Here is a 23,016-nt window from a genome sequence, read left to right as displayed (position 1 = left end):
AAGCCATGCAAGCCGGTTGGCGCTTGCAGGTGCGAGTGCGGGCTCAACGCACATTGCGTTTCTGGGCCCGCTCATTCGACGCTTTGCCGGACTACACCCGAGCGCTGCTGGACTGTTTGTCTCTACCGCTAACCGGCAAGGCTTGACTCTACCGTAAGGGGCAGACTTTACCCTTGGCACTTCATTACCTGGAGTTTGTCATGAAGAGCAAACGCATGCTCGTAATCCTCGGCCACCCTTCGAACGACAGCTTTTGCGGCGCTGTGTCCGAACGTTATGTCGAGGCTGCCAAGGAAGCAGGCCACGAGGTGCGCCTGCTGCGCCTGGACACCCTGGATTTCGATCCGGTCTTGCACGATGGCTATAACCAGATCCAGTTGCTTGAGCCCGATTTGATCGACGCACAGAACGACATTACCTGGGCCGAACACCTGACGTTGGTGTACCCGATCTGGTGGGGCGGCATTCCGGCGTTGCTCAAAGGGTTCTTCGACCGCGTGTTTCTGCCCGGTTTTGCCTTCAAGTACCGCAAGGGCTCGCCCTTCCCGGATAAGCTGCTCAAGGGCCGCACGGCTCACCTTTTGGTGACCATGGACACGCCGCCATGGTACTACCGGTGGGTGTATCGCATGCCGGGCCTGCACCAAATGCGCAAGACCACCCTGGAGTTCTGCGGCATAAAACCCCTGAAAACCCTGACCTTCGGTCCGGTATTGGGCTCCAAGCCGGAACAGCGTGAAGCCTGGCTCAAACAAGTCCAGGCAGTCGCAAGCCGCTGATCGGCCCCGGTCGGGCCGCGCCCCTGCGCTGCCCAGCCGAGCCTCCCTGCTGTGACACCCTTTCCAACCTGGCTTCCCACCCCTTGACGCTTGTGCAAAGATTTGCGCGCCTGTAAGAGCGCGCGACATCTTTTTGCTTCTGATGCGTCAAAAAAAGGGATTTCCATGTACATCGGCAAAGCCGCCCAGCTGTCGGGCACCACCGTCAAAAGCATTCGACATTACGAAGAAATCGGCCTGTTGCCACCCCCGCAACGCGAAGGCAAGTACCGCATCTACAGCCAGCAAAGCGTAGAGCTGCTGACCTTCATCAAATGCGCTCAGCAACTCGGTTTCAAGCTCAAGGAAATGCAGGCCATTCTGCAGGATCATCGCGGCCAGGAGCTGCCTCGGGATCTGGCCATGCAGGCCATCGCTAACAAAAAGCAGGAATTGATGGGGCAGATCCAGGCCCTGCAGCAAGTGCATGACGGCTTGGTTGAGTTTGAGCTGAGCCTCAAAGATGCTCAGATGCAATGCCAGTTCCAACACCTGGAAAAAGCCCGCTGAATCCGCACCGCCGCCTCTGAACGGCCATGGCGCCCCGGCGGTTTAGCCTGGCACAGTCTCCCCCCCCCCAACTGTTCGCCCTCTTGCACTGCTGGCTGCGGCACAATCGAGGCAATTTTTCAGTACCGCCGGACTTGTTGGTCTGAACTTTGCTGTCCGCCCGGGCTTCCCCTGCATACCTGGCACGCAAACATGCGGCTGAAGGCAATCCACCTACAGGGGTTCGCAAAATGATCGATCAAGCGACAGGCATGAAAGCAGGTGAACGCTATCGCGTGGAAAACATCGAGCGGGCGCATCAGTTCCCAGGCTTCTTTCAAGACGGCAAGTATTACCTGGGCCCTGAGCTTTTGACCGCCGTTGGGTGGATCGAAGGTACGCGCTTCATCTACGACAGCGTGGATGCCGAAGGCGAACCGGTGTTTCCGAACCGGGAGGCAGGCACGATTGAAGGGCTGACGTTGACCTTGGTCGATGGTACCGCCCTTGAAATCTCCAGGATCGAGGCCAGCGAAACGTTCGCGCCACTTGACGAGCACAACAAGTCTGCCACGGAGCGGGAATCGCCCCGCGGGGGCTACCCGAGCAGAGGGCCGCTGCGTGGCAAAGTCGTGGTGATAACTGGCGCTTCCAGCGGTATCGGCCGTGCCACCGCGCACGCATTTGCCTGCAAGGGGGCTCGCCTGGTGCTCGCTGCGCGCGATGAAGAAGCGTTGTTCGACGTCCTGGATGAATGCACCGACTGCGGTACGGATGCCATAGCGATCACGACCGATGTCACCCGCAACGACCAGGTGCAAGCGCTGGCCGCCCGGGCAGCAGAATTTGGCCACGGACGGATCGATATCTGGATCAACAACGCCGGCGTTGGCGCGGTGGGCAACTTCGAGGCAACACCACTGGAGGCCCATGAGCAGGTGATTCAGACTGACCTGTTGGGTTACCTGCGCGGCGCTTTTGTAGCCCTTCCTCTCTTCAAGCGCCAAGGCAGCGGCATCCTGATCAATACGCTGTCCCTGGGCAGTTGGGTGGCCCAACCCTATGCAGCCGCGTACTCGGCGAGCAAGTTCGGCTTGCGTGGCCTGACCGAGGCACTGCGAGGGGAATTGACGGAGTTTCCCGACATCCACGTGTGCGATATCTATCCGGCAGTCATGGACACACCGGGCTTCCGAGACGGCGGCAACTACACAGGACATGCGCTGACACCTCCAGGCCCTGTATATGATCCCGAACTTGTGGCAAAGGCCATGGTGGCCTGCGCAATCTCACCTCGAGCTCACACCACGGTCGGCGCCACGGCTCGCCTCGCGCATCTGGCCAGCTACCTGGTACCAGGCCTGCCGCTGTTATCGGGGTGGCTGACGCGTTGGGGGATAAACCGCAGCCCCAAAGCCGAAACCTCATCAGGCAACCTCTTTGAGCCGCCGAGTGGCAGGAGGAGTATCGACGGCGGCTGGAGGAAGCCAAAAAAAGACACGACGCCTCTAGTGATCGGCGCAGCGGCGCTTGCGGTCATCATAGGTTTTGCGATCACCCATTCACGCCGCAGGAGCTGAACAACTGTGCTGTCAAACTCGACGCAAGGCAAATCAGTTCCAAAAGTTGGCGAACAAAGCTCTGCGGCGCCACAAATGCCCGCACGAGTTCTTTCGTGCAACCCGTCGGCCCAAGCGCAAAGCCGGGGAGCAAATCGCTGTCTGCTTGAAGTCGGAGTTGAACACAGACTTTCCTGTGTGACGACATGAGGTGAAAGATCATGGCTGACAATCAAAGCAATCGTGGCCGCCAAGGTGGTTCCGCCCAGAACAATCCAGGCAATTTCGCCAATGACCGTGAGAAGGCGTCGGAGGCAGGTCGCAAAGGCGGCCAGAGCTCCGGGGGCAACTTTGCCAACGACCGTGAACGCGCCTCCGAGGCTGGGCGCAAAGGCGGAGAGAACAGTCACGGCGGCGGCCGTGGTAGCGAAAACCGCTAACTTGAAATGAGTTCGGCCAGGGTGCATGGCACCCTGGCCTCTTTTTTGAAATCTTCAACCTTTGCTACGGCGTGGGTCAGCCGAACGTGGATAGGTGCGTTCCTCTTCGAGGGTGCCATCCGCCCTGTGGATCTTCACTGATGCGGTCTTGCCATCGAAGAAATCCGCAAGGGCATTGATTAGTTCCTGCTTCGTCGCCGCTCGTTTGGAAGCTCGTTCAGCACCGACTTTCTTCAACTCCCAACCATCCGATGTCGGGCTGAGGTGATAATTGTCCATCGTCCACTCCTCATGGCCAAATGGATTCGCCGTCATCCTGAATCTCTTCCTCCGCCTCGGCAGCATCCGTGGCATCAGCGTCGTTCAAGGGCGGCGAGGTGGGCTTTTCCGGATCGTTGATGAACGGTACGTCGCTTGGCCCCTTTTCCTCAGAGCCTTCAGTTTCCGGCTGCATGGCAATACCTCCGAACAAGTGGACTGGATGCAGATTCCACGTACTTTTGCCAGTACCCAAACAATCCCGGCATCGCTAGTTCATGCGCTATTGAGCATACAGGGCGGGAATAATTCCATCGGAGTGGCAGGTGGCAATGCGGCAGACTCAGTGTCGACCATAACCTGCGCAAGACTGGTCGGCGCTGCTCATGGCATCACTCCATGCGCCTCGAAATATCGGCTCAAGGTACTAACCTCCCCCTCTGGATCAGCCAGCGCGACATGGTTGTCAGGCCGCAACAGGTAAGCAGCATTTCTGGCAACGCCGGCTTTCTCGTACGCATGCTCCCAAGCGAAAACATGCAGTGCAATGCCCTGCCTTGCACACCATCGGGTCAAGTCGGCCTTGGCTTCACCGTAAACATGCACTTGCCACTGAATGGCTGCGAGTGAAGCGTAGTTGTCCTCGGTGCCGACAGACAGCCAAGGCAGGCGATCACCGCCCTCAACGCCACCGGCCTTGCCCTGGCTCAGCGGGCTTTCGCGGTAATCGAGTGTGGTTTGCGAAACCATTCGGAACAGGTACTCACGGACGTTTTCGCTCTTGTACGCAACACTCGCGAAGAGCGGCGCGATGCGAGTACGTACAAAGTCGGCAAATCCGCCCTGAGCGGTAACGAAGGTGAACAGTTTGTCAGTTGTCTCCACCAGCGTGCGGGCAAATGCCTGGCGTTCGATCTGGTAGCTGTCGAGCAATGTGTCGGGCGCTTTCCCTTTCAACACCGCGGCCAACTTCCATGCCAGGTTGATCGCGTCCAGAATGCCGGTGTTCATGCCCTGCCCTCCCGCCGGGCTATGCACATGCGCAGCATCGCCGAGCAGAAACGCCCGGCCACGGCGGAAATGGTCCGCAACGCGATGGTGAACACGGTAGGTGGAAAACCAGTTCACGGCGGTAATCTTCAGGTTCAACCCGTTGATGGCATCATGACCAACGTCCGCGAACGTCAGATGTTCAGGATGCTCGGCTCGCTCGTCACGCACAGTGCCAATCAGGCGGTACTGGTCCTTTTCGCCATAGCACAAAAGCAGCACGAAATCGGATTTGTCAAAAGCGATATGCCCCTCACCCGCCGGCTCGACACCATTGACCCTGACATCCGCAACATAGAAAAGCTGTTTGTAGGTGCCGCCCTCGAAACCGCTGCCGATCGCTTGCCGAACAAGCGACCGAGCGCCATCGCACCCGGCCACAAAAGCCGCAGTGAAGGATTCCTCTCGGCCATCAGCATGTTTCAGGAGGGCCGTGACATGGCTTTCACCCTCCTCGAAAGACAGCAGTTCGGTCTGCCGTTCCACATCCACGCCGAGTGACTGGAGCTGCTGCACCAGCAGGCGCTCATGGCGGTCCTGGGGATAGACCAACACGAAAGGATACGCAGAAACTTCTCTGCCTGCGTCGCCCAAGGGTATACGCGCCCTGTGCCGGCCGCGTGCCCACATGTTCATGGCTGGGGTTTTATAGCCGGCCTCTATCACTGGCTCGGCCAGATCGAGCTGGCGATAGAGCTCCAGCGTGCGGGCTTGAACAGCCATGGCACGAGAAGCTTCACCCGGCCCACTGCTCTTGTCGATGATCCTTACGCCGACGCCTTGCCTGTTGAGCCAAAGAGCAAGAACCAGCCCGGTCGGGCCGGCTCCGACAATGAGTACGTCGGTCTGCGCCATGATCTCACCTCGAACATCAATGCCTCTGGGATCATGAATGTTCCTGGGCGCGCGCAAAGTCAACGTTTTATTGGTCGTACGCAATCAGGGGGCATTTACCCCCCGATTGCACAGGTTTCGACCCTCACGATCCGAAGCCATGAGTGACCCTTGCATCGGTCATAGCAGCTCGGGGAATGCAGCGCCAAGCAGGCCCGGATCCTTCAGGATCGATGCGCTGCTGGCAATATCCGGGGCCAGCCAACGGTCCTGGGCATACGCGGGGACCCGTTCGCGCAACAACCGCCAGGCAACGCTGGTACCTGCGCCAAAGCGCTGCTCCTTGAGAAATTCAAATGCCTGGGCCGCCAGCAGGTATTCGATGGCGAGGATCTGCGTGCAGTTCTCCAGGGCGCGGTGCAACTTCAACCCGGCATTGGTGCCCATGCTCAGATGATCCTCCTGCAGGCCGGAGGTGACGTAGTTGTCAACGACTGCCGGTTGTGCCAGCTGACGGTTTTCCGCACACAGTGAAGCGGCCACGTACTGAACGATCATCATGCCCGAGTTCACCCCCGGCTGGCTGACCAGAAAGGCCGGCAAACCGCTGACCAACGGATTGATCAGGCGATCGAGACGACGCTCGGCAATCGCCCCGATCTCGGCCACCGCGATAGCCAGCAAGTCGGCCGCCATGGCCACCGACTGGCCGTGCGGGTTCGCCTGGGAAACCACCCGATACGACTCGGGCGTACCCAGCAGCATCGGGTTGTCGGTGGTGGAATTGAGTTCGGTTTCGATCTGCCGCGCAGCGTGTTCCAGCTGATCGCGCGCGGCGCCATGAACCTGCGGAATCGAGCGAATGCTCAAGGCGTCCTGGGTGCGAATGCCTTGGCTGCTGGCAATGATTTCGCTGCCGTCGAGCAGGCGCCGCAGGTTACTGCCCACGCGCTGCATGCCGGGGTGCGGTTTCATCGCGATGATTTCAGGATCGAAGGCATCGACTTGACCGCGCAAGGCCTCGAAGCTCATGGCGCTGATGACGTCCGCCCATTGGCTCAACCGGGTGGCGTCATCCAAAGACAGGCAGCTCAGGCCGGTCATGCAAGGGGTACCGTTGACCAGGCACAGGCCATCCTTGGCACCCAGTTTGACCGGCGCCAGGCCGACCTCGGCCAAGGCCTGCTGCGCCGGCATGATCTGGCCGCGATAGCTGACCTGGCCGACGCCCAGCAAGCTGATGCTGATATGCGCCATGTGGGTCAGATAGCCCACCGACCCCTGTTTCGGCACCTGCGGCGTGATGTGCTGGTTGAGCAGGGTCAGCAGTGCCTCGACCACCTTGCGCTGCAGGCCGGAACGGCCCTGGCAGAAGTTGATGATCGCCGCACACATTATCGCCCGGGTCTGTTCGTCCGACAGCGCCGTACCCACGCCACAGGCATGGCTGAGCAAGGTGTTGTGCGACAGCTTGCTGAGTTGTTCGTCCTGCAACGAGACATTGCACAAGGCACCAAGCCCGGTGTTGACGCCATAGGCGCGGTCACCGCTGGCAACGATGCGCTGGACGATCGCCTGGGCGTTCTCGATCCGCGCCCAGGCCGATGGGGCCAGCTCAAGCTTCGCGCCATGCCGGGCCACAGCTACCACATCCTGCCAACGCACGGGCGCTTCGGCGATGATGATTCTTTCAGCAAACGACATACACGCGGTTCCTTAAAGCGAAGCTACGCGACGCTGCACGAAACGATCGACGTATTCGTCCGCAGGCTGGTAGAGGATTTCTTTCGGCGTGCCGACCTGGACCAGGCGACCGTCCTTGAGAATGGCAATCCTGTTGCCGATACGCACCGCCTCGTCCAGGTCGTGGGTGATGAACACGATGGTCTTGTGCAGGGTCTTCTGCAGTTCCAGCAACTGGTCCTGCATTTCGGCGCGAATCAGCGGGTCAAGCGCACTGAAGGCTTCGTCCATCAGGATGATGTCGGTGTCGGCAGCCAGAGCGCGGGCCAGGCCGACACGCTGACGCATGCCGCCCGACAACTGGTGCGGGTACGACTTTTCGTACCCCTTCAGGCCCACGGTGTCGATCCAGTGCAGGGCGCGCTCTGTGCACTTGGCCTTGTTCTCGCCACGGACTTTCAGGCCGTAGGCGACGTTGTCCAGCACGGTGCGGTGCGGCAACAGGCCAAAACTCTGGAACACCATGCTGATCTTGTGCCGGCGGAATTCGCGTAAGGCTTGCATGTCGTACTGCAGAATGTCTTCGCCATCGACCAGGATCTCGCCGCTGGTCGGGTCGATCAGGCGGTTGAAGTGGCGCACCAGGGTCGACTTGCCCGAACCCGAAAGCCCCATGATCACGAAGATCTCGCCGCTGCCGATGGACAACGAGAGATCGTTGACCCCTACCACGCAGCCGGTTTCGACCAGGACCTGGTCCTTGGCCTTCTTCTGGCGGATCAGTTTCAGGGCATCTTCGGCGCGAGCACCGAAGATCTTGAAGACATTCTTGACTTCGATCTTGTTCATCGTCTGTTTGGCGCTCATTTGCCCACCCCATGCCGTGGTCGGCCATAGGCCTGGGTAATACGGTCGATCACGACCGCCAGAATCACGATGGCCAGGCCCGCTTCGAGGCCGCGGCCCACATTCAACGTCTGGATGCCGACCAGGACGTCTTCACCCAGGCCACGGGCACCGATCATCGAGGCGATGACTACCATCGACAGGGCCATCATGGTGGTCTGGTTGATACCGGCCATGATGCTCGGCAACGCCAGTGGCAGCTGCACGCCGAACAGTTGCTGCATGCGGTTGGCACCGAAAGCGTTGATCGCCTCCATGACCTCGCCGTCCACCTGGCGAATGCCCAGGTCGGTCAGGCGAATCAGCGGCGGCGCGGCATAGATGACGGTGGCGAAGATCGCCGGCACCTTGCCCAGGCCGAACAGCATGAGGACCGGTATCAAGTACACGAAACTGGGCATGGTCTGCATGATGTCGAGCAGCGGCATCAAAACCGCCCGCAGGCGATCGTTGCGCGCCGACAGCACACCCAGCGGAATGCCGACCAGGACCGATATCAGCGTTGCTACCAGCATCAGCGCCAGGGTCTGCATCAGCTTGTCCCAGAGGCCGACCGCACCAACCAGGAACAGTAAGCCGACGATCACGGCAGTGGTCGCGACTTTACGGGTGGCATGCCAGGCAATACCGGCGACGACTGCCAGCATCAGCCACCAGGGCATCGCGCGCAGCAGGCCTTCGAGGTTGACGATGGCCCACAGCAGGGTGTCGGAGATGTGCCGGAACACGTCACCGTAGTTGGTTACCAGCGCATCGACCCAGCCATTGACCCAGTCGGCAATGGAAAACGTGAAGTTCTTGGGAAACATGGAATTCTCTCGAGCAAGTGCATGAAACGGACTGTCGCGTGCCTTGTCCGGCAGGAGCCGGACCAGCCCACACGCTCAAAGTGCCGCGTCCACCTTTTTGGCTGCGTCTTCGCTGACCCAGCCATGCCAGACCTCGGGGTGCTCCTTGAGGAACAACTTGGCCAGTTCCGGCGACTCGATACGGTCTTTGCTCATGCGCGCCAGGTTCTGGTTCAGCAGGTCGATCGGCAGATTGACCTTTTCCAGCACCGCCACCAGCTCCGGCGCCTGCTCGTGGAAGGCCTTCGACAGGCCCACTTTGATGGTCAGGGTTTTATCCACGCCTGGCTTCTCATCCAGTTTGACCAGGTCGACCAGGCCCATCAGCGGCGTCGGCGACCAGTAGTAGAACAGGATCGGCTCACCACGCTTGTAGCTCGACAATACGGCGGCATCCAGTGCCGGGCCGGTGCCCGGGCGGAAGTTGGTGTAGCTGCTTTCCAGGCCGTAGCGCTTGAGCATCTCGCTGTTGTCCAGCTCGCAGGTCCAGCCGGCCGGGCAATTGTAGAAGCGCCCCTTGTCCGGTTCTTCCGGGTCCTTGAATACCTGGGCGTATTGCCCAAGATCGGCGATGGTCTTGAGGTTGGGTGCCTTGGCTTCGAGTTTGCGCTTGGCGTCGCCTTCGATCACATAACGCGGCACGTACCAGCCTTCGACCGCGCCAACGACCGGGGCGCCGACGCCAACGACCTTGCCGGCAGCCGCAGCCTTGTTCCAGACCTCGCTGCGCCCTACCCACTCTTCGGCAAACACCTGGATATCATTGCTGCTCAGGGCGTTTTCCATGGAGATGGAGTTGCCCGGCAGGCTGTCGGTATCACAGCCATAACCATTTTTCAGCACGAACTGCATCACATCCGTGAGCAGCATCCCGCTTTCCCAGTTCAACCCGGCGAACTTCACCGGTTTGCCAGACTCGCACCAGCCGGCCGCCTGGCTGGCGCCAGCGGCCGCCAGCAGCCCGAAAGATAGTGTCGTGGTCAGCAGAGCCTTTGTAATTTTCATTGTGATGCTCCCAAACAAGAACATGGTTTGCAGTAGTCGAGGGCATCCGGCCCAGAGAGGGTCGCCAAACTGGCTGATGAGCCTTGCAATCGGCATCGGCGTGGCGCCTGTGAGCGGCGGCCACTGCGCAGGAGAAATATTTCACAACCTCAAAAAAGGATAAAATAATATGTCCTGATGTATCACAACGGAAAAACCTATGAAGTTCACACTGCGGCAACTGCGCTATGCACTCGCAGCGGCCAAGCACGGTAACCTGACGACTGCCGCCATGGAGCTTCATGTTTCACAGCCCTCCATTTCGGCGGCCATCAGCGAACTGGAAGAGGTGCTGGGCCAATCGATTTTCGTGCGCCAACGTGGCCTCGGCATTTCGTTGACCCCGTTCGGTCGTACCGTCATGGCCCAGGCCCGTCGCGTCCTGACCGAGGCTCGGACCTTTGCCGAGATCAATGCCAATGCAGGAGAGTGTGTCGGAGAGCTGGTGGTTGGATGTTTTGAAGACCTGGCGCCCTATTGCCTGCCACAGATCGTGCGGCGGATGCAGGAGTCCTGCCCCAGGGTCACGGTTGATATGCGCGAAGGCAGCTTCGATTATGTCGGGAAGCGGCTGGGTGAAGGCGCGATAGAGCTGGCAATCACCTATGATCTGGGCCTGCCGCCGAACACTCGATGCATCCAGCTATGCCAGCTGACCGCTCAGGTACTGCTGGCGGCCGATCACCCGTTGGCCAAGGAGTCGCGCGTCAGCCTCAAAGCGCTATCGGAATACACCCTGGTAGTCACCGATCAGGTCCACAGCTGGCAGCATGTGCTGGACCTGTTCAGTTTCTACGATCTCTCACCCGCCGCTGTGCACCGTGTGCGCACCTTCGAGTTGCAGCGTAGCCTCGTCGCCAACGGGTTTGGCGTGGCGCTGATCTATACCCGGCCATTTGGTGACCGCAGTTATGATGGCCAAGCGCTGGTTTGTCGGCCGACCGAGGAGAAACTGCCAACGCACAGCATCGTACTGGCACATGATCAGCGCTATCCGCTGACGCCTTCGGCTGAAGCGTTCAAGGAGCTGGCGGTGGCATGGTTCAGGGAACACCCATCGTTTGCATCCGAATGAAACTGCCCCTGGGAAGCGTCATCGCGCTAACGCTACCTGGTCTTTCATCATTCCCATCAACGCTTCGTTTTCCAGCGGTTTGCTGAGCAGGAAGCCTTGTACTTCATGGCATTGGTCATCGCTGAGCAAGGCCAGTTGCTCAGCGGTCTCGACACCTTCGGCAGTGACCGTCATGCCCATTGCGTTGCCAAGATTGATGATGGCCTGGACAACGCTACGGTCGCTGCCGCTCTTGCCCAGGTGCTGCACGAAGCGCTTGTCGATCTTGATGCTGTCGAACGGGTAGGTACGCAGGTAGCCCAGCGAGGAGTAACCGGTGCCGAAGTCGTCCATGTTCAGGCGCACCCCCAGCTCCTTCAGCGCAAGCATGGTGTGCAGCGCGCCTTCAACATCGTTGAGCATGACATTCTCGGTAATTTCCAGCTCCAGGCGATGGGCCGGCAGCCCGGTGGCGCGCAATGCATCGCCGACGTCGCGGACCACATCGCTGCGGCTGAACTGGGCCGGGGACATGTTGACCGAGACCATCACCGCCTGCGGCCAGCCCCGCGCCTTGATACAGGCTTCGTGCAGCACCCAGTTGCCAAGCAGCACGATCAGGTCGGACTCTTCGGCGAGCGGGATGAAACGATCCGGTCGGAGCAGGCCCAGGCGCGGGTGCTTCCAGCGCACCAGGGCCTCGGCCGATGCGATCGAGACCCCATCGACCTTGAAGCGCGGCTGAAAATGCAGCACCAGTTCACCACGCGGTATGCCCTCGCGCAGTTCGCTTTCCAGCACACGCTTCTCCATCAATGCTGCGTTCATCTGTGCCGAAAAGAAGCGCCAAGTGTTCTTGCCCGCCTGCTTGGCGCTGTACAAGGCCACGTCGGCGTGCCGGATCAGGTCGCTCGGCGTACCGGGGTACTCGGCCGACAGCACTACACCCAGGCTTACCCCCACTTGCACGACATGCCCTTCGACCTGAATGGGGCGTTTGATCGCCTCGATCACACGCATGCAGAATCGGTCCATGTCTGCGTGATCGCCTGGCCGGGTGAGCACGACGATGAACTCGTCGCCTCCCAGACGGGCGACCAGATCACTGTCACGGGTAACCTGGCCGAGGCGGATCGCTACCTCCAGCAGCACCGCGTCGCCGGCCGGATGCCCAAGGCTATCGTTGATCGGCTTGAAGTTGTCCAGATCCAGCATCAGCAGCGCCACCTGGGGTTGGTCGGCGCCAGGAGCCGATTGCTCGAGGAAACGGAACAGCTTGTTGCGATTCGGCAGGCCGGTCAGGGCGTCGTGCAAAGAGAGGTGCTGGATCTGGGCATGGGCGGCCACTTCGTCGGTGATGTCGCTGCAAGTGCCACGAAAGCCGGTACAGACGCCCTCGGCCACGATCGCGCGAGAAGCGATCCTGCAGATACGCTGTTGGCCGAGATGGTCCTGGTACTGGCAGCGCAGCGTGCCGGAAGAGCCTGCCGCGGCCAGGCTGTGCAGGCAGGTGCGGAGGTTATTGGTATCACACGATAGCAACTCGGTGATCGAGCGCTGTCGCCACGCTTCGACGGGGTGCCCGGTGAGCTCGGTGAACCGGTCCGAAAGGTAGGTCAGGCGAAGCAGCACATCCGTTTCCCAGATCCAGTCCGACGCGGCTTCGGCCACGGCCTTGAAGCGCTCTTCGCTCGATTGCAGGGCAGCCCTGGACGTCATCAGGGCACGGTGGCTGCGATCGATCCTGGTGCTGGCCCGGATCGCATAGCGTGCAAACAATGCCATGCTCAGTGCGATGAGCAGTACCGCAATAGCCAAGGGTGCGATTACCGTCTGGATCAGTTCGGTGCCGGGTTGCGGTATATCCCACGTCAAGGCATGGCCGCTGCCTTCGAGTGGCAGGGCACCGCGCCCATGGCGCTGATCGGCCGAATCGACCACGGCCAGGCCGGACAACCCCGCCGACTGGCCCAGCGGCAAGAGCACCTCGGGCGAGAGAACCCGAATGAACACCATCACCGCGGTGGGTCCCGGCGGTTGGGCGGGCTGGGTCTGCGGGCGGATCAGCGCGGCGACGTACACCGCCGGCTGGCCACGAAACACGAGGTAGCCTGAAGACGCCTGTTCGTGCTGCGCTGCTTGACGAGCCTCCTGCAGGATCTTGCCAGCACTGGCGGTATGACGCTCCAGCCCCTGTTGGCTGAGCTTACCGTCCAGGATTGCGTACCGAGTCCCGTCATCATCGAGCACATATACACCGTCATACCCATCGGAGGTATAGAGCGTGGCACCGACGTTGTCCTCGTCGTATGCCCAATGTGTATCGACCTGCCCGCCCAAGTGATCATAGGCAGCCTGCCAGTTGGCATGGGTCAGCAGGAACGTCTTGTCATTCTTCTGTAACTGGGCCATGGCGGACCCAGCATAGAAGCGGCTTTGCTCCACTTGTCGGGCGTCCAGCGCCTCGGCGAGGCGGTAGAGGGAGAACAGCCCCAGCAGCAGGGCCAACAGCAGAATCAGGGAAAACACCACGATCAATTGCCCGACCACATTTCTACGGGTCGACATTTCATTGTCAGCAGAGACGTCCATTGGTTCATCTTCGCGGCCTAGGGTCTTCCAGTTGACCGGGCAGCAGGATTGGAGGTCGATGGAGCTGACGACCGGCAAGCCGGCTCCCGCAGGAATATATTCCTGTGGGAGCAACTGTCTTGGGTATCTCTTCAGCCAGCACTGGCCCTTGTAGATACTCTGTTGGCGGTCAAGCTTTTCTGAGGTGTTCAGAGCTGAAAAGCTTGGCCGTATCAAATGGCTCATCCCCGCGCATGCATGCCCAGATGCCTGTCAGGTACTTGCGCATGACAGCAGCGATAGCCTGCATTTTCTTCTTGCCCCTGTTGACCAACGACTCGTAAAAAGCCTTCGCATAAGGGTCGCAGCGCACTGCGGTCAAGGCAGGCATGTACATGGCTGCCCGTAGATAAGCATTCCCACTTTTGCCGAGTCTGCCGGGCTTATCAATGCTCGTTCCCGATTGGGTCTGTCGAACATCGAGACCCGCGTGGCGAGCTACCTGCGAGGACTTGAGTATTTGAGGAAGGATGGTCAGTTCAGCCAATGCCGCAAGTGCCGAGACTTCTCCCATCCCAGGCCCTGCGAGCAGCTGCTTGTACTGCCGAGTAAGCGTCGGACACTGGGCGACCAGCTCGCGGCCCGCCTTACGAAAGCGCTCAATTCGATTATCCAGTGAAGCAATCGCTTCCTCCTGATCCTCGATCAGCATCGACACGGTTGTAGCGGTCGCCTGCAATGCATGCAGTTCGTTCTTCGCCCTTGTACGATGCCCCACCAAACGATTGATGTGTCGCCCCAGAGCCCTCAGCTCAAGCTGCACAAGGCTTGGAGGTGTCCACAAGCGCGGTGTCATACGCTCGCCGTACTCGGACAGCAGTTGAGCATCTATTGCATCGGTCTTGCTGTTCACCAGCATTAGTTTGGCGAAATTGTGGAAGCTCTTGGGGTTGATCACGGATACAGGGAGGTCAGCCGCATGTAGCTCAAGGGCCAAGTCCAGGTAATAGATTCCGGTCGCCTCCATCACGATCGACTTGGGTTTGAGTGCCAGCAGCTTTTTCACCGCAGCCTTACGGCCTGCAGGGGTTTGAGCGATATCCCACTGTCCGGCCGGACGCCCATCTTTACGCACCCCAACGACCGAAGTACGTGAGCCGATATCGACGCCAACCCAGACACTCATTTCTTCCCTCTCCAAGCGAGTTAGGTAACAATGGCCTCCGGTTCCCCGACCTCGAACTTCATGCTGCTGCAACCTTGTAATGCGAAGTCCGACTTGTCGGCTTCTCGATACTCTTCGCAGTGGGCAATGAGGCGGGGGGCCTCTCTACATACAAGGTCAGGGGCAATGCCTGCCTTCAGGAGCGATCGGCCTCCCCGGAAGTGCTTCTTCAGCCCGACGAGAATAACCTCTCCCGCTAGGCCAGACACAACATACAAGGAGCGGCCTTGTGTCGCGATGGGCCGCGCAGCGGCCCCGACAATCCATGCGGTGACGCTGAAACCCTGGGCTGCTTTGCAGCCCTTTCGCGACACAAGGCCGCTCCTTGTATCTCGACTTTCGCCTCACAAGAGGCGAAAGTTCTCGACTGATCATCGAGGGAGGGTCATGAAGCGGAGCCGCTCCAAGGGCATCGAGCCCGTATTGTAGATAACGCTCTGGCCCTCCAACCCCACTCGAACAGTTCGAACGGTATCTAGTGCCGCCCCCCGGCGTGAGCACGCATTCGCAAGGTTGAACCGAGTGCTGGGTGATCGAAACTTCGTTGTCTGAGGGAGAAGATCATGTCTGTTGTTGTTGGCGTCGATGTAGCCAAGCGATCTTTCGATATTGCAACTCCACTTCCCAATGGGAAAGTCCGTACCAAAGCCAAGCTGGCCAATAATCCGAGTGGTTTTGAGCAATTCGCAACCTGGCTTGAGCAACATGCCGAACCACGTGCCTGGGTTATCATGGAGGCCACTGGCACTTATCACGAAGCGCTTGCTGAGTGCTTTCATGCCAAGGGTTACCGGGTGTGTATTCTGAATCCCGCCGTGATTGCCAAGTTTGCCGGAGCGGACCTTCGACGCGTCAAAACTGATAAGGCTGATGCCAAGGTTATTGCTGCTTACGGTCAGCAGAAAAAAGATTTGCTTCGTCAGTGGAAGCCTGAGCCGCCAGCTCAGCGGCGCTTGCGGGCCTTGGTGCGGCGTCTGGACGACCTGAAAGAGATGCAGCAGATGGAGCAGAACCGTCTGGATGTGTCGCAGATCGCTGTCCAGGAATCGATCAGAGCTGTAATTGGGCACATCAGCGAAGAAATAGCGAAAACCCGTAAGGCTATTGAGCAGACGATCGATGACGATCCAGACCTGCGCCAGCGACGAGAACTGATTACGTCGATTGATGGCCTGGGAGACACCACGGCCGCGCTGATCCTTGCAGAACTGGGTGATCCGCTGAAGTACGAAAGCCCGTCAGCCATGGTTGCGTTTGCAGGCCTCAACCCGATGATCCATCAATCGGGAGAGAAGATTGGCCAATCGACCATTTCCCGTACAGGAGCCCCAAGATTGCGCGCCGGCTTGTGGATGCCAGGCACTGTCTCGATCAGATACAACCCGGTCGTGAAGGCACTGGCAGAGCGTTTGAGCAATCGGCGTAAAGCCTACAAGCAGATAGTCTGCGCTGCTATGCGTAAGCTTTTGCACCTGGTGTATGGCGTAGTGAAATCCGGCAAACCGTTTGACCCTCAAATCGCTCTTGCGGGGTGAGGGTCAAGACGGTATCTACAGGTGTTTGCACATGGCTTGAGGCCGGAGTGGTCGAGGTGGTGCAGCTTGCCGGCGATGAGGCCGGGACTGACTACAGCGCTTTGGATCGCTGTCCGGGGTCGAGTGTGGTCAGCCGTAACCTGCGGCCAGTAAGGAAATCCCCTGTCTCGCCCTACAGTGAACGCTCGACACAATCGAATCCATCCGTCTGGCCGGCGCAGGCATTGAACCAAGCCATTGCAAGCAAGCCTGAAGGTGCCATAGGCTGCTTCCCATGAATCGGCCACTGACACTGGATAAACGATGATCGAACTACAAGGACGTGCAGAATTTTCAGGCTTGGAGTGCCGGCCCGTCGGGCCCGCTGACGCAGAAATGATCTGCTCGCATCGCCAGGAGATGTTTCTTGAGGCAGGTGGCGACCCTGAAAAACTGCTAACCATGACTCAGCACTTTCGCCCATGGTTGGAGGAGCGGCTCGGTGACGGTCGGTATTACGGTTTCAAGCTCCTGGATGGCGACCAACCGGTCGCAGCCATTGGCCTGATGAGCATTGACTGGCCTCCCCATCCATCGCACCCGACCGTAGACAAGCGTGGGTACGTGCTGAATGTGTTCGTCCAGCCGGCCTACCGGCGCCGCGGCCTGGCGTCGGCCTTGATGCAGGCTGCCGACGCCGAGTTCGCTCGCCGAGGTATCACCTTCGCTGTCCTGCACGCCACCGAAACGGGTAAACCGGTCTATGAGCAAGCCGGCTGGACGGGTACGTCGGAAATGGCCAAGCCCATTACCTGATGGTTACCGCTATCGGCCGAAGGCGGACATGGAAAGAACCGGTATCAACCACGCAACACATGGACCGCCACACCGGCCAAGGCGCAGCTGAACAGTACCTGGATCACGCCACGCCTGAAGCGGAACAGGGCCACGGCGGCAGCAACGGCGATCAGCGCCGAAGGCCAGTCGAACGCCCCGCTGAAACCGTTTGGCCAGAGCACGTGGTAGCCGAAGAACATGGCAAGGTTCAGGATCACCCCCACGACTGCGGCCGTGATCCCCGTCAGCGGTGCAGTGAACTTCATCTCGTTGTGGGTCGACTCCACCAACGGGCCGCCGGCCAGGATGAACAGGAACGATGGCAAGAAGGTGAACCAGGTGACGAGGCTCGCCGCGACTGCACCGGCCAGGAACGGGGTTTGCTCACCGAACATCGGATGCACATAGCCACCGACAAAGCCGACGAAGGCTACCACCATGATCAATGGCCCTGGCGTGGTTTCTCCCAAGGCAAGGCCATCGATCATCTGGGTGGGTGACAGCCAGCCATAATGCCCGACGGCACCTTGATAGACGTAGGGCAGCACGGCGTAGGCCCCACCAAAGGTCAGCAGTGCGGCCTTGGTGAAGAACCAGCCCATTTGCGTCAGGGTGCCGGCCCAGCCAAATGTCAGGGTCAGCAGCCCCATGGGCAAGGTCCAGAGGACTGCGCCGATCAGGGCCAGACGCAGCAAATGCCCGCCCCGAAAACGCGCATGCTCAGGTGTTGGTGTGTCGTCGTCGATCAGGGCCGGGCCGTAGCTGTTCCTGGCAGCCCCGTGACCACCACCAACCACGAACTTGTCGGGGGCGACGCGACCGCCCACATAGCCAATGATGCCGGCAACCAGCACGATCAGCGGGAACGGCACATCAAGGGCGAAGATGGCCATGAACGACGCTGCGGCCATGGCCCACAGCCAGCCGTTCTTCAACGCGCGCGAGCCGATGCGGTGAGCCGCGTGAACGACAATGGCCGTTACTGCGGGCTTGATGCCGTAGAAGATCCCTGCCACCACCGGGACCTCGCCAAAGGCGATGTAGACCCAGGACAAGCCAATCAGGATGAACAGCGAGGGCAATACGAACAATGCGCCGGCAATTACCCCACCCCAGGAGCGGTGCATGAGCCAACCGATGTAGGTGGCCAGCTGCTGTGCCTCGGGGCCTGGCAACAACATGCAGTAGTTCAGCGCATGGAGGAACCGCTTCTCGCTGATCCAGCGCCGGCGCTCAACCAGCTCCTGGTGCATGATCGAGATCTGCCCGGCAGGCCCACCAAAACTGATGAAGCCCAGCTTGAGCCAGAACAGGAATGCTTCGAACAGTCCGATCGGCCGCTGTACCGCTTGCGATGGTGGCTGTTCGCCCACTGCCGAGGTGCTATCAACCATTTTGCGCTTCCTCACTCGCGAAAGCCGTCAGCAGGCCATCGAAGATGCCCCCGGCGACCCTTGTCAATTGATCGTCATCGCCAATGCTTTGTCTCAAGCCCGCGAGGACACGTTCGATGCCTGGTGCTTCGGAGGGTTGGTTGCCTCCCACATCCAGGTAGTGAATGACAGCGGCCAGGCGTGCCAGGCCTGGCTGCTGTACGGCAAAGCTCTCGATGAGGGTTTCGAACGACACCCGCTGCCCGACATGGCTGAACCTGGCCCCATCAAAATCGAAGCCCAGCGCATCGCCCGGGCAGTCTTCAGGGCTGTCCAACCAGATGAACCGGGCGTCGGCATCGATGAAGCGACGAATCAGCCAGGCACAGGCCAGCCGATCCACCCATGGGCGCTTGCGGGTGGCCCAAGTGCGGCCCTGGTAGTCGTTGCGTTCCAGTCGGACGATGGCCTCATCGTGGGCGCTCGGCTCATCGCAAGACAGTGCGCGGCCAATCGCGGCTTCGAGCTCCTGCAGCGCCGAGTCGGCTCGCGCCTTGGGCTCACCCGGGAAAAAATCGATCGCCGCCAACTGGCTGAAAGCCTTCCTGAGCTTGCGCACCTGCCGGGCTGTCTGCAGCGCATTGTCTGGCACCAGCTCAGCCGTGCAGCCGGCAATTTTTTCCATCAGCCTGGCGTACTCGTCGCTCCTGTCGAACAGCCTGCTGAAGCGCTCCTCACGTTCAGGCAGCGACAGGAGAAATGCCGTGCCGTTGATGGCCAGCACATCTCGCTCGACCGCTTCGAAAACTTCCCGACCTGCGCACTGTGCGGGCAGCAGGTAAACACCATCCCTCAGCACTGCTGCGCCCGAGGCCTTCAGGCTTCTCCAGGCACGCATGCGCTCGGTGGCATTGGCCGTCGGCAAACCGAGAATCAGTAGCGACCAATCGATCATGTAGAAAGCTCAACATAATATGTTTACTTCTCTACATTAAATGAATATTGGCTAAAATCAACAGCTATGCATCCAGGCGCGGATGGGCTCGCTCCAATTCGGGCCAAAAGTTGCAGCCCGGAGCATGACGCGCCTTTTTTTGAGGCACGGCTGCGCGCTGAGCAGTTGTTGAATGCACCCGAAAATCTTGCAATTTCAATAATTTACTAACCAATCCCTGCTATTGCGCAGCTGCGCGGGCTTTCGGCACCTTCATTGCAACGGCCCCTTTGGTGCACAACGCACCAGCACTTGATCGGATTCGAGGCTTGCCACAGACACAGCACCCACCGACCCGCAAGGCCACACCCTGAATTACGTAGATGAACCGCAATGAAGCTGCCGGCAACGGTGGCAAGGAGTGGGTATGTCCCGGGCATTTTTCAATGAAATGTACGATACGAACGGAAGTTGCCGACCGCATTACCAGGAGTTCGCCCGCTGGCTGGCAAACACCCCGCTGGAGTTGCTGGAGCAACGCCGACGTGAAGCTGACCTGCTGTTTCACCGGGCCGGTATCACCTTCACCTTGTACGGTGACAAACAGGACACCGAGCGCCTGATCCCCTTTGACATCATCCCGCGCAGTATTCGCGCCAGCGAATGGCGCATGGTCGAGCGCGGCTGTATTCAGCGGGTGCACGCCCTGAACCTGTTCCTGCAGGATATCTACCACGACCAGCGCATCCTCAAGGCCGGCATCATTCCGCCGGAGCAGGTGCTGGCCAATGAAGGCTACCAGATCGCCATGCAGGGCCTGGGCCTGCACCGCGGGCTCTATGCTCACATCGCCGGCGTCGACCTTGTCCGTGACGGGGATGGCAGCTACTTCGTGCTCGAGGACAACCTGCGAACCCCCAGTGGGGTCAGCTACATGCTCGAAGACCGCAAGATGATGATGCGGCTGTTCCCCGAGCTGTTCGCCGCCCAACGTATCGCCCCTATCGACCACTACCCCAACCTGCTGCTGGACACACTCAAGAGCGCCAGCCCACTGGAAAACCCCACTGCCGTGCTGCTCACCCCTGGCCGCTTCAACAGTGCCTATTTCGAGCATGCCTTCCTGGCCCGGGAAATGGGCATCGAACTGGTAGAGGGTGCGGACCTGTTCATCCGTGACGAGCACGTCTACATGCGTACCACCGCCGGCCCACAACAGGTGGACGTGATCTATCGCCGCCTGGACGACGGCTACCTCGACCCGCTGTCGTTCAACCCTGATTCGATGCTGGGCGTGCCGGGGCTGATCTCGGTGTACCGCGCTGGCAACGTGGTGCTGGCCAACGCGGTCGGCACCGGGGTGGCGGACGACAAATCGATCTACCCCTATGTCGACGACATGATCCGCTTCTATCTGGGCGAAGAGCCGGTCCTGAACAACGTCCCTACCTGGCAGTGCCGCAGGCCTGCAGAGCTGTCCCACGTCCTGGCCCACCTGCCCGAACTGGTGGTCAAGGAGACCCAGGGTTCCGGTGGCTATGGCATGTTGGTCGGGCCAGCGGCGACCAGCGCACAGATCGAGGACTTCCGCGCCCGCATCAAGGCCCGCCCACATGCCTACATCGCACAACCTACCCTGTGTCTGTCCACATGCCCGACCTTCGTCGACAGCGGCATCGCGCCGCGCCACATCGACCTGCGCCCGTTCGTGCTGTCGGGCAGCGAAACCCGGCTGGTACCCGGCGGCCTGACCCGCGTGGCCCTTCAAGAAGGCTCGCTGGTGGTCAACTCGTCGCAGGGCGGCGGTACCAAGGATACCTGGGTGGTGGAGGACTGAACCATGCTTTCGAGAACTGCTTCCGACCTGTACTGGATGTCGCGCTACCTGGAGCGTGCAGAGAACCTTGCGCGCATGCTCGAGGTCAGTTACTCGCTGTCGCTGATGCCCCAGGCCGGCCGCAGTGACGGCCATGCCGAGCTGGCCATGTCACTGCTGGCATCCGGCACGCTGGACGACTACCGCCGCCGGCACACCGAACTCGATACCGAGCGCATGCTGCACTTCTTCGCCCTCGACGCGACCAACCCCGGCAGTATCTATTGCTGCCTGCAGGCGGCCAGAACCAATGCCCACGCAGTGCGTGGCCGCATCACCGCCGACATGTGGGAAAACATCAATGCTACCTGGATCGAGATGCGCAACATTGCCAGCAATGGCCTCGGCCGTTATGGCATCAGCCAGTTCTGCGACTGGGTCAAGGAACGCTCGCACCTGTTCCGCGGTGCAACCTCTGGCACCATCATGCGCAACGACGCCTACAGTTTCATCCGCCTGGGGACCTTCCTGGAGCGGGCCGACAACACCCTGCGCCTGCTCGATGCCCGCTATGAGATGTTCGGTGAGGCCTCCGAGGAGGTCAGCGACAATTCTGCCCGCGGCTATTACCAGTGGAGCGCCTTGCTGCGCGCGCTGACCTCCTACGAAGCCTTCAACGAACTCTATCGCGCCGCACCCAGTGCACGGCCGGTGTCCGAGTTGCTGTTGCTGCGGGTCGATGTGCCCCGCTCGCTGCATGCCTGCATCGAGGAGCTGGACCAGATCCTTGCCAGCCTGCCGGGCAGCACCGGGCGCGCCGCCCAGCGCATGGCCGCCGAACTGAACGCTCGTCTGCGCTACACCGCGATCGACGAAATCCTCGAAGCGGGTTTGCACCCATGGCTGAGCGACTTCATCGGGCGCATCAATCAACTGGGCCAGGCGGTCCATCACTCCTATCTGGAGGTCGTATGAAACTGTCCATTCGCCACGACACTACCTACAGCTACGCAAGCGATGTCTGCAACAGCATCCAGTTCCTGCGCCTGACGCCACGCAGCAGTGAGCGCCAGCGCATCAACGAATGGCAACTGGACCTGCCCTGCAGGGTCAAAGGCCAGATCGACCCGTATGGCAACATCCTCCATGTGCTGACCCTGGACAAACCCCACGGGCATCTGGCACTGACCGCCAGCGGCCAGGTAGAGATCGACCCGGAGCGCGAGCAGGAGGCTGGCGAACAATCTCCCCTGCCATTTCTGCGCAGCAGCCACCTGACCCAGGCCGATGACACACTCAAGGCCTTCGCCAACCGGCACTGCGGCGAACACCGCGACCGGGCGGCGCTGGTCGGGCTGATGCAGGGCCTTGCCGAGCACATGCCATACAGCCCCGGTGCCACGTCGGTGGGCACCACCGCCATCGAAGCGTTCAACGGCGCTGCCGGGGTCTGCCAGGACCATACCCATGCATTCCTCGCCTGCGCACGTAGCCTGGGTATCCCGGCACGCTATGTCTCCGGTTACCTGTGCACCGAGGACGAGCAGCACCTGGCCAGCCATGCCTGGGCCGAGGCCTGGGTCGACGACGCCTGGTACAGCTTCGACATCACCAACCGCCTTACCCGGCCAGAGCGTCACCTGAAGCTGGCAGTGGGCCTGGACTACCTCGATGCCTGCCCGGTCAGGGGCGTGCGCCGCGGAGGTGGCGCCGAGTCGATGCAGGCCAGCGTGCATGTGCACCGCCAGTAACTGGCGCTGCAT

At 60.3% G+C, this 23,016-nt stretch carries 20 protein-coding genes and 1 pseudogene; 10 read left to right on the top strand and 11 right to left on the bottom strand.

The annotated features are described in order from the left end of the window. The first annotated feature begins 200 nt into the window (after positions 1 to 200). From RIN61_RS23175 to RIN61_RS23160, 4 genes and pseudogenes are all read left to right on the top strand, one after another. Complete coding sequence (locus RIN61_RS23175) at positions 201 to 779, top strand: NAD(P)H-dependent oxidoreductase (protein WP_313854350.1); 579 nt, start codon at positions 201 to 203, stop codon at positions 777 to 779. 165 nt (positions 780 to 944) lie between these two features. Next, a complete protein-coding gene (locus RIN61_RS23170; protein WP_215521406.1) occupies positions 945 to 1,328 on the top strand; it encodes a MerR family transcriptional regulator in 384 nt (127 codons plus the stop codon). A 230-nt stretch (positions 1,329 to 1,558) separates the two neighbouring features. Then, positions 1,559 to 2,887 carry an SDR family oxidoreductase gene (locus tag RIN61_RS23165; protein WP_112253759.1) on the top strand — a complete coding sequence of 443 codons (1,329 nt, stop codon included), beginning with the start codon at positions 1,559 to 1,561 and terminating at the stop codon, positions 2,885 to 2,887. 224 nt (positions 2,888 to 3,111) lie between these two features. Further along, positions 3,112 to 3,306, top strand: a pseudogene (locus RIN61_RS23160) (general stress protein); the annotation flags it as partial. A gap of 54 nt (positions 3,307 to 3,360) precedes the next feature. Here the strand turns inward: RIN61_RS23160 and RIN61_RS23155 are convergent. The 7 genes from RIN61_RS23155 to RIN61_RS23125 form a co-directional block, all read right to left on the bottom strand. Beyond that, positions 3,361 to 3,585, bottom strand: a complete 225-nt coding sequence (locus RIN61_RS23155; RefSeq protein WP_207877986.1) for a DUF2188 domain-containing protein — start codon at positions 3,583 to 3,585, stop codon at positions 3,361 to 3,363. Positions 3,586 to 3,595: 10 nt separating this feature from the next. After that, on the bottom strand, positions 3,596 to 3,760 hold the full coding sequence (locus RIN61_RS23150; RefSeq protein WP_207877988.1) for a hypothetical protein: 165 nt from the start codon (positions 3,758 to 3,760) through the stop codon (positions 3,596 to 3,598). Positions 3,761 to 3,948: 188 nt separating this feature from the next. Next, a complete protein-coding gene (locus RIN61_RS23145; protein WP_313854347.1) occupies positions 3,949 to 5,469 on the bottom strand; it encodes an FAD-dependent monooxygenase in 1,521 nt (506 codons plus the stop codon). Positions 5,470 to 5,628: 159 nt separating this feature from the next. Next, the gene (hutH, locus tag RIN61_RS23140; protein WP_313854345.1) at positions 5,629 to 7,152 is read right to left on the bottom strand and encodes a histidine ammonia-lyase; all 1,524 of its coding nucleotides are present in this window, start codon (positions 7,150 to 7,152) and stop codon (positions 5,629 to 5,631) included. Between the two features lie 12 nt (positions 7,153 to 7,164). After that, entirely contained in the window at positions 7,165 to 7,998 is an 834-nt protein-coding gene (locus RIN61_RS23135; RefSeq protein ID WP_112253764.1) for a quaternary amine ABC transporter ATP-binding protein, read from the bottom strand. Then, positions 7,995 to 8,846 (bottom strand): ABC transporter permease, encoded by an 852-nt coding sequence (locus tag RIN61_RS23130; protein WP_112253765.1) that lies wholly within the window; start codon positions 8,844 to 8,846, stop codon positions 7,995 to 7,997. Before RIN61_RS23130 ends, RIN61_RS23135 begins: the two co-directional genes overlap by 4 nt. A 75-nt stretch (positions 8,847 to 8,921) precedes the next feature. Then, positions 8,922 to 9,890 (bottom strand): ABC transporter substrate-binding protein, encoded by a 969-nt coding sequence (locus tag RIN61_RS23125; RefSeq protein ID WP_133973335.1) that lies wholly within the window; start codon positions 9,888 to 9,890, stop codon positions 8,922 to 8,924. Positions 9,891 to 10,089: 199 nt separating this feature from the next. On the opposite strand from RIN61_RS23125, the gene RIN61_RS23120 reads away from it, so the two are divergent. Further along, entirely contained in the window at positions 10,090 to 11,004 is a 915-nt protein-coding gene (locus RIN61_RS23120; RefSeq protein WP_112253767.1) for a LysR family transcriptional regulator, read from the top strand. A gap of 18 nt (positions 11,005 to 11,022) precedes the next feature. On the opposite strand, the gene RIN61_RS23115 is transcribed toward RIN61_RS23120, so the two are convergent. Beyond that, positions 11,023 to 13,575: a bifunctional diguanylate cyclase/phosphodiesterase gene (locus RIN61_RS23115; protein WP_207877994.1), complete on the bottom strand. Its 2,553-nt coding sequence runs from the start codon at positions 13,573 to 13,575 to the stop codon at positions 11,023 to 11,025. A gap of 169 nt (positions 13,576 to 13,744) precedes the next feature. Next, entirely contained in the window at positions 13,745 to 14,740 is a 996-nt protein-coding gene (locus RIN61_RS23110; RefSeq protein ID WP_085627414.1) for an IS110 family RNA-guided transposase, read from the bottom strand. Between the two features lie 602 nt (positions 14,741 to 15,342). Here RIN61_RS23110 and RIN61_RS23105 point away from each other — a divergent pair. After that, positions 15,343 to 16,314 (top strand): IS110 family RNA-guided transposase, encoded by a 972-nt coding sequence (locus RIN61_RS23105; protein WP_207880112.1) that lies wholly within the window; start codon positions 15,343 to 15,345, stop codon positions 16,312 to 16,314. A 303-nt stretch (positions 16,315 to 16,617) separates the two neighbouring features. Further along, positions 16,618 to 17,109, top strand: a complete 492-nt coding sequence (locus RIN61_RS23100; protein ID WP_112253769.1) for a GNAT family N-acetyltransferase — start codon at positions 16,618 to 16,620, stop codon at positions 17,107 to 17,109. A 44-nt stretch (positions 17,110 to 17,153) separates the two neighbouring features. Here RIN61_RS23100 and chrA read toward each other — a convergent pair whose 3' ends face one another. Continuing rightward, positions 17,154 to 18,524, bottom strand: coding sequence for a chromate efflux transporter (chrA, locus tag RIN61_RS23095; RefSeq protein WP_215521403.1), 1,371 nt, complete (start codon positions 18,522 to 18,524; stop codon positions 17,154 to 17,156). After that, positions 18,517 to 19,458 carry a chromate resistance protein ChrB domain-containing protein gene (locus RIN61_RS23090; RefSeq protein WP_112253771.1) on the bottom strand — a complete coding sequence of 314 codons (942 nt, stop codon included), beginning with the start codon at positions 19,456 to 19,458 and terminating at the stop codon, positions 18,517 to 18,519. The genes chrA and RIN61_RS23090 overlap by 8 nt, the downstream gene beginning before the upstream one ends. Before the next feature lie 406 nt (positions 19,459 to 19,864). On the opposite strand from RIN61_RS23090, the gene RIN61_RS23085 reads away from it, so the two are divergent. From RIN61_RS23085 to RIN61_RS23075, 3 genes are read left to right on the top strand one after another with little or no spacing between them, the layout of a single operon-like run. Next, complete coding sequence (locus RIN61_RS23085; protein ID WP_313854329.1) at positions 19,865 to 21,274, top strand: circularly permuted type 2 ATP-grasp protein; 1,410 nt, start codon at positions 19,865 to 19,867, stop codon at positions 21,272 to 21,274. Between the two features lie 3 nt (positions 21,275 to 21,277). After that, entirely contained in the window at positions 21,278 to 22,228 is a 951-nt protein-coding gene (locus RIN61_RS23080; protein ID WP_252379315.1) for an alpha-E domain-containing protein, read from the top strand. Further along, positions 22,225 to 23,004, top strand: a complete 780-nt coding sequence (locus RIN61_RS23075; protein WP_112253774.1) for a transglutaminase family protein — start codon at positions 22,225 to 22,227, stop codon at positions 23,002 to 23,004. The genes RIN61_RS23080 and RIN61_RS23075 overlap by 4 nt, the downstream gene beginning before the upstream one ends. Positions 23,005 to 23,016 lie beyond the last annotated feature (12 nt).

Origin of the sequence: Pseudomonas inefficax (assembly GCF_032164165.1) — a bacterium.
In the GTDB taxonomy this organism is placed as follows: Bacteria; Pseudomonadota; Gammaproteobacteria; order Pseudomonadales; family Pseudomonadaceae; genus Aquipseudomonas; species Aquipseudomonas inefficax.
Note: the sequence above shows the minus strand (reverse complement) of the source record. Positions and strands in the feature narration are given on the sequence as shown.

Excerpts from the sequence above, each read along its gene's own strand:
- RIN61_RS23175 (WP_313854350.1), top strand. The coding sequence starts at position 201 with ATGAAGAGCAAACGCATGCTCGTAATCCTCGGCCACCCTTCGAACGAC.
- RIN61_RS23170 (WP_215521406.1), top strand. The coding sequence starts at position 945 with ATGTACATCGGCAAAGCCGCCCAGCTGTCGGGCACCACCGTCAAAAGC.
- RIN61_RS23165 (WP_112253759.1), top strand. The coding sequence starts at position 1,559 with ATGATCGATCAAGCGACAGGCATGAAAGCAGGTGAACGCTATCGCGTG.
- RIN61_RS23155 (WP_207877986.1), bottom strand. The coding sequence starts at position 3,585 with ATGGACAATTATCACCTCAGCCCGACATCGGATGGTTGGGAGTTGAAG.
- RIN61_RS23150 (WP_207877988.1), bottom strand. The coding sequence starts at position 3,760 with ATGCAGCCGGAAACTGAAGGCTCTGAGGAAAAGGGGCCAAGCGACGTA.
- RIN61_RS23145 (WP_313854347.1), bottom strand. The coding sequence starts at position 5,469 with ATGGCGCAGACCGACGTACTCATTGTCGGAGCCGGCCCGACCGGGCTG.
- hutH (WP_313854345.1), bottom strand. The coding sequence starts at position 7,152 with ATGTCGTTTGCTGAAAGAATCATCATCGCCGAAGCGCCCGTGCGTTGG.
- RIN61_RS23135 (WP_112253764.1), bottom strand. The coding sequence starts at position 7,998 with ATGAGCGCCAAACAGACGATGAACAAGATCGAAGTCAAGAATGTCTTC.
- RIN61_RS23130 (WP_112253765.1), bottom strand. The coding sequence starts at position 8,846 with ATGTTTCCCAAGAACTTCACGTTTTCCATTGCCGACTGGGTCAATGGC.
- RIN61_RS23125 (WP_133973335.1), bottom strand. The coding sequence starts at position 9,890 with ATGAAAATTACAAAGGCTCTGCTGACCACGACACTATCTTTCGGGCTG.
- RIN61_RS23120 (WP_112253767.1), top strand. The coding sequence starts at position 10,090 with ATGAAGTTCACACTGCGGCAACTGCGCTATGCACTCGCAGCGGCCAAG.
- RIN61_RS23115 (WP_207877994.1), bottom strand. The coding sequence starts at position 13,575 with ATGGACGTCTCTGCTGACAATGAAATGTCGACCCGTAGAAATGTGGTC.
- RIN61_RS23110 (WP_085627414.1), bottom strand. The coding sequence starts at position 14,740 with ATGAGTGTCTGGGTTGGCGTCGATATCGGCTCACGTACTTCGGTCGTT.
- RIN61_RS23105 (WP_207880112.1), top strand. The coding sequence starts at position 15,343 with ATGTCTGTTGTTGTTGGCGTCGATGTAGCCAAGCGATCTTTCGATATT.
- RIN61_RS23100 (WP_112253769.1), top strand. The coding sequence starts at position 16,618 with ATGATCGAACTACAAGGACGTGCAGAATTTTCAGGCTTGGAGTGCCGG.
- chrA (WP_215521403.1), bottom strand. The coding sequence starts at position 18,524 with ATGGTTGATAGCACCTCGGCAGTGGGCGAACAGCCACCATCGCAAGCG.
- RIN61_RS23090 (WP_112253771.1), bottom strand. The coding sequence starts at position 19,458 with ATGATCGATTGGTCGCTACTGATTCTCGGTTTGCCGACGGCCAATGCC.
- RIN61_RS23085 (WP_313854329.1), top strand. The coding sequence starts at position 19,865 with ATGTCCCGGGCATTTTTCAATGAAATGTACGATACGAACGGAAGTTGC.
- RIN61_RS23080 (WP_252379315.1), top strand. The coding sequence starts at position 21,278 with ATGCTTTCGAGAACTGCTTCCGACCTGTACTGGATGTCGCGCTACCTG.
- RIN61_RS23075 (WP_112253774.1), top strand. The coding sequence starts at position 22,225 with ATGAAACTGTCCATTCGCCACGACACTACCTACAGCTACGCAAGCGAT.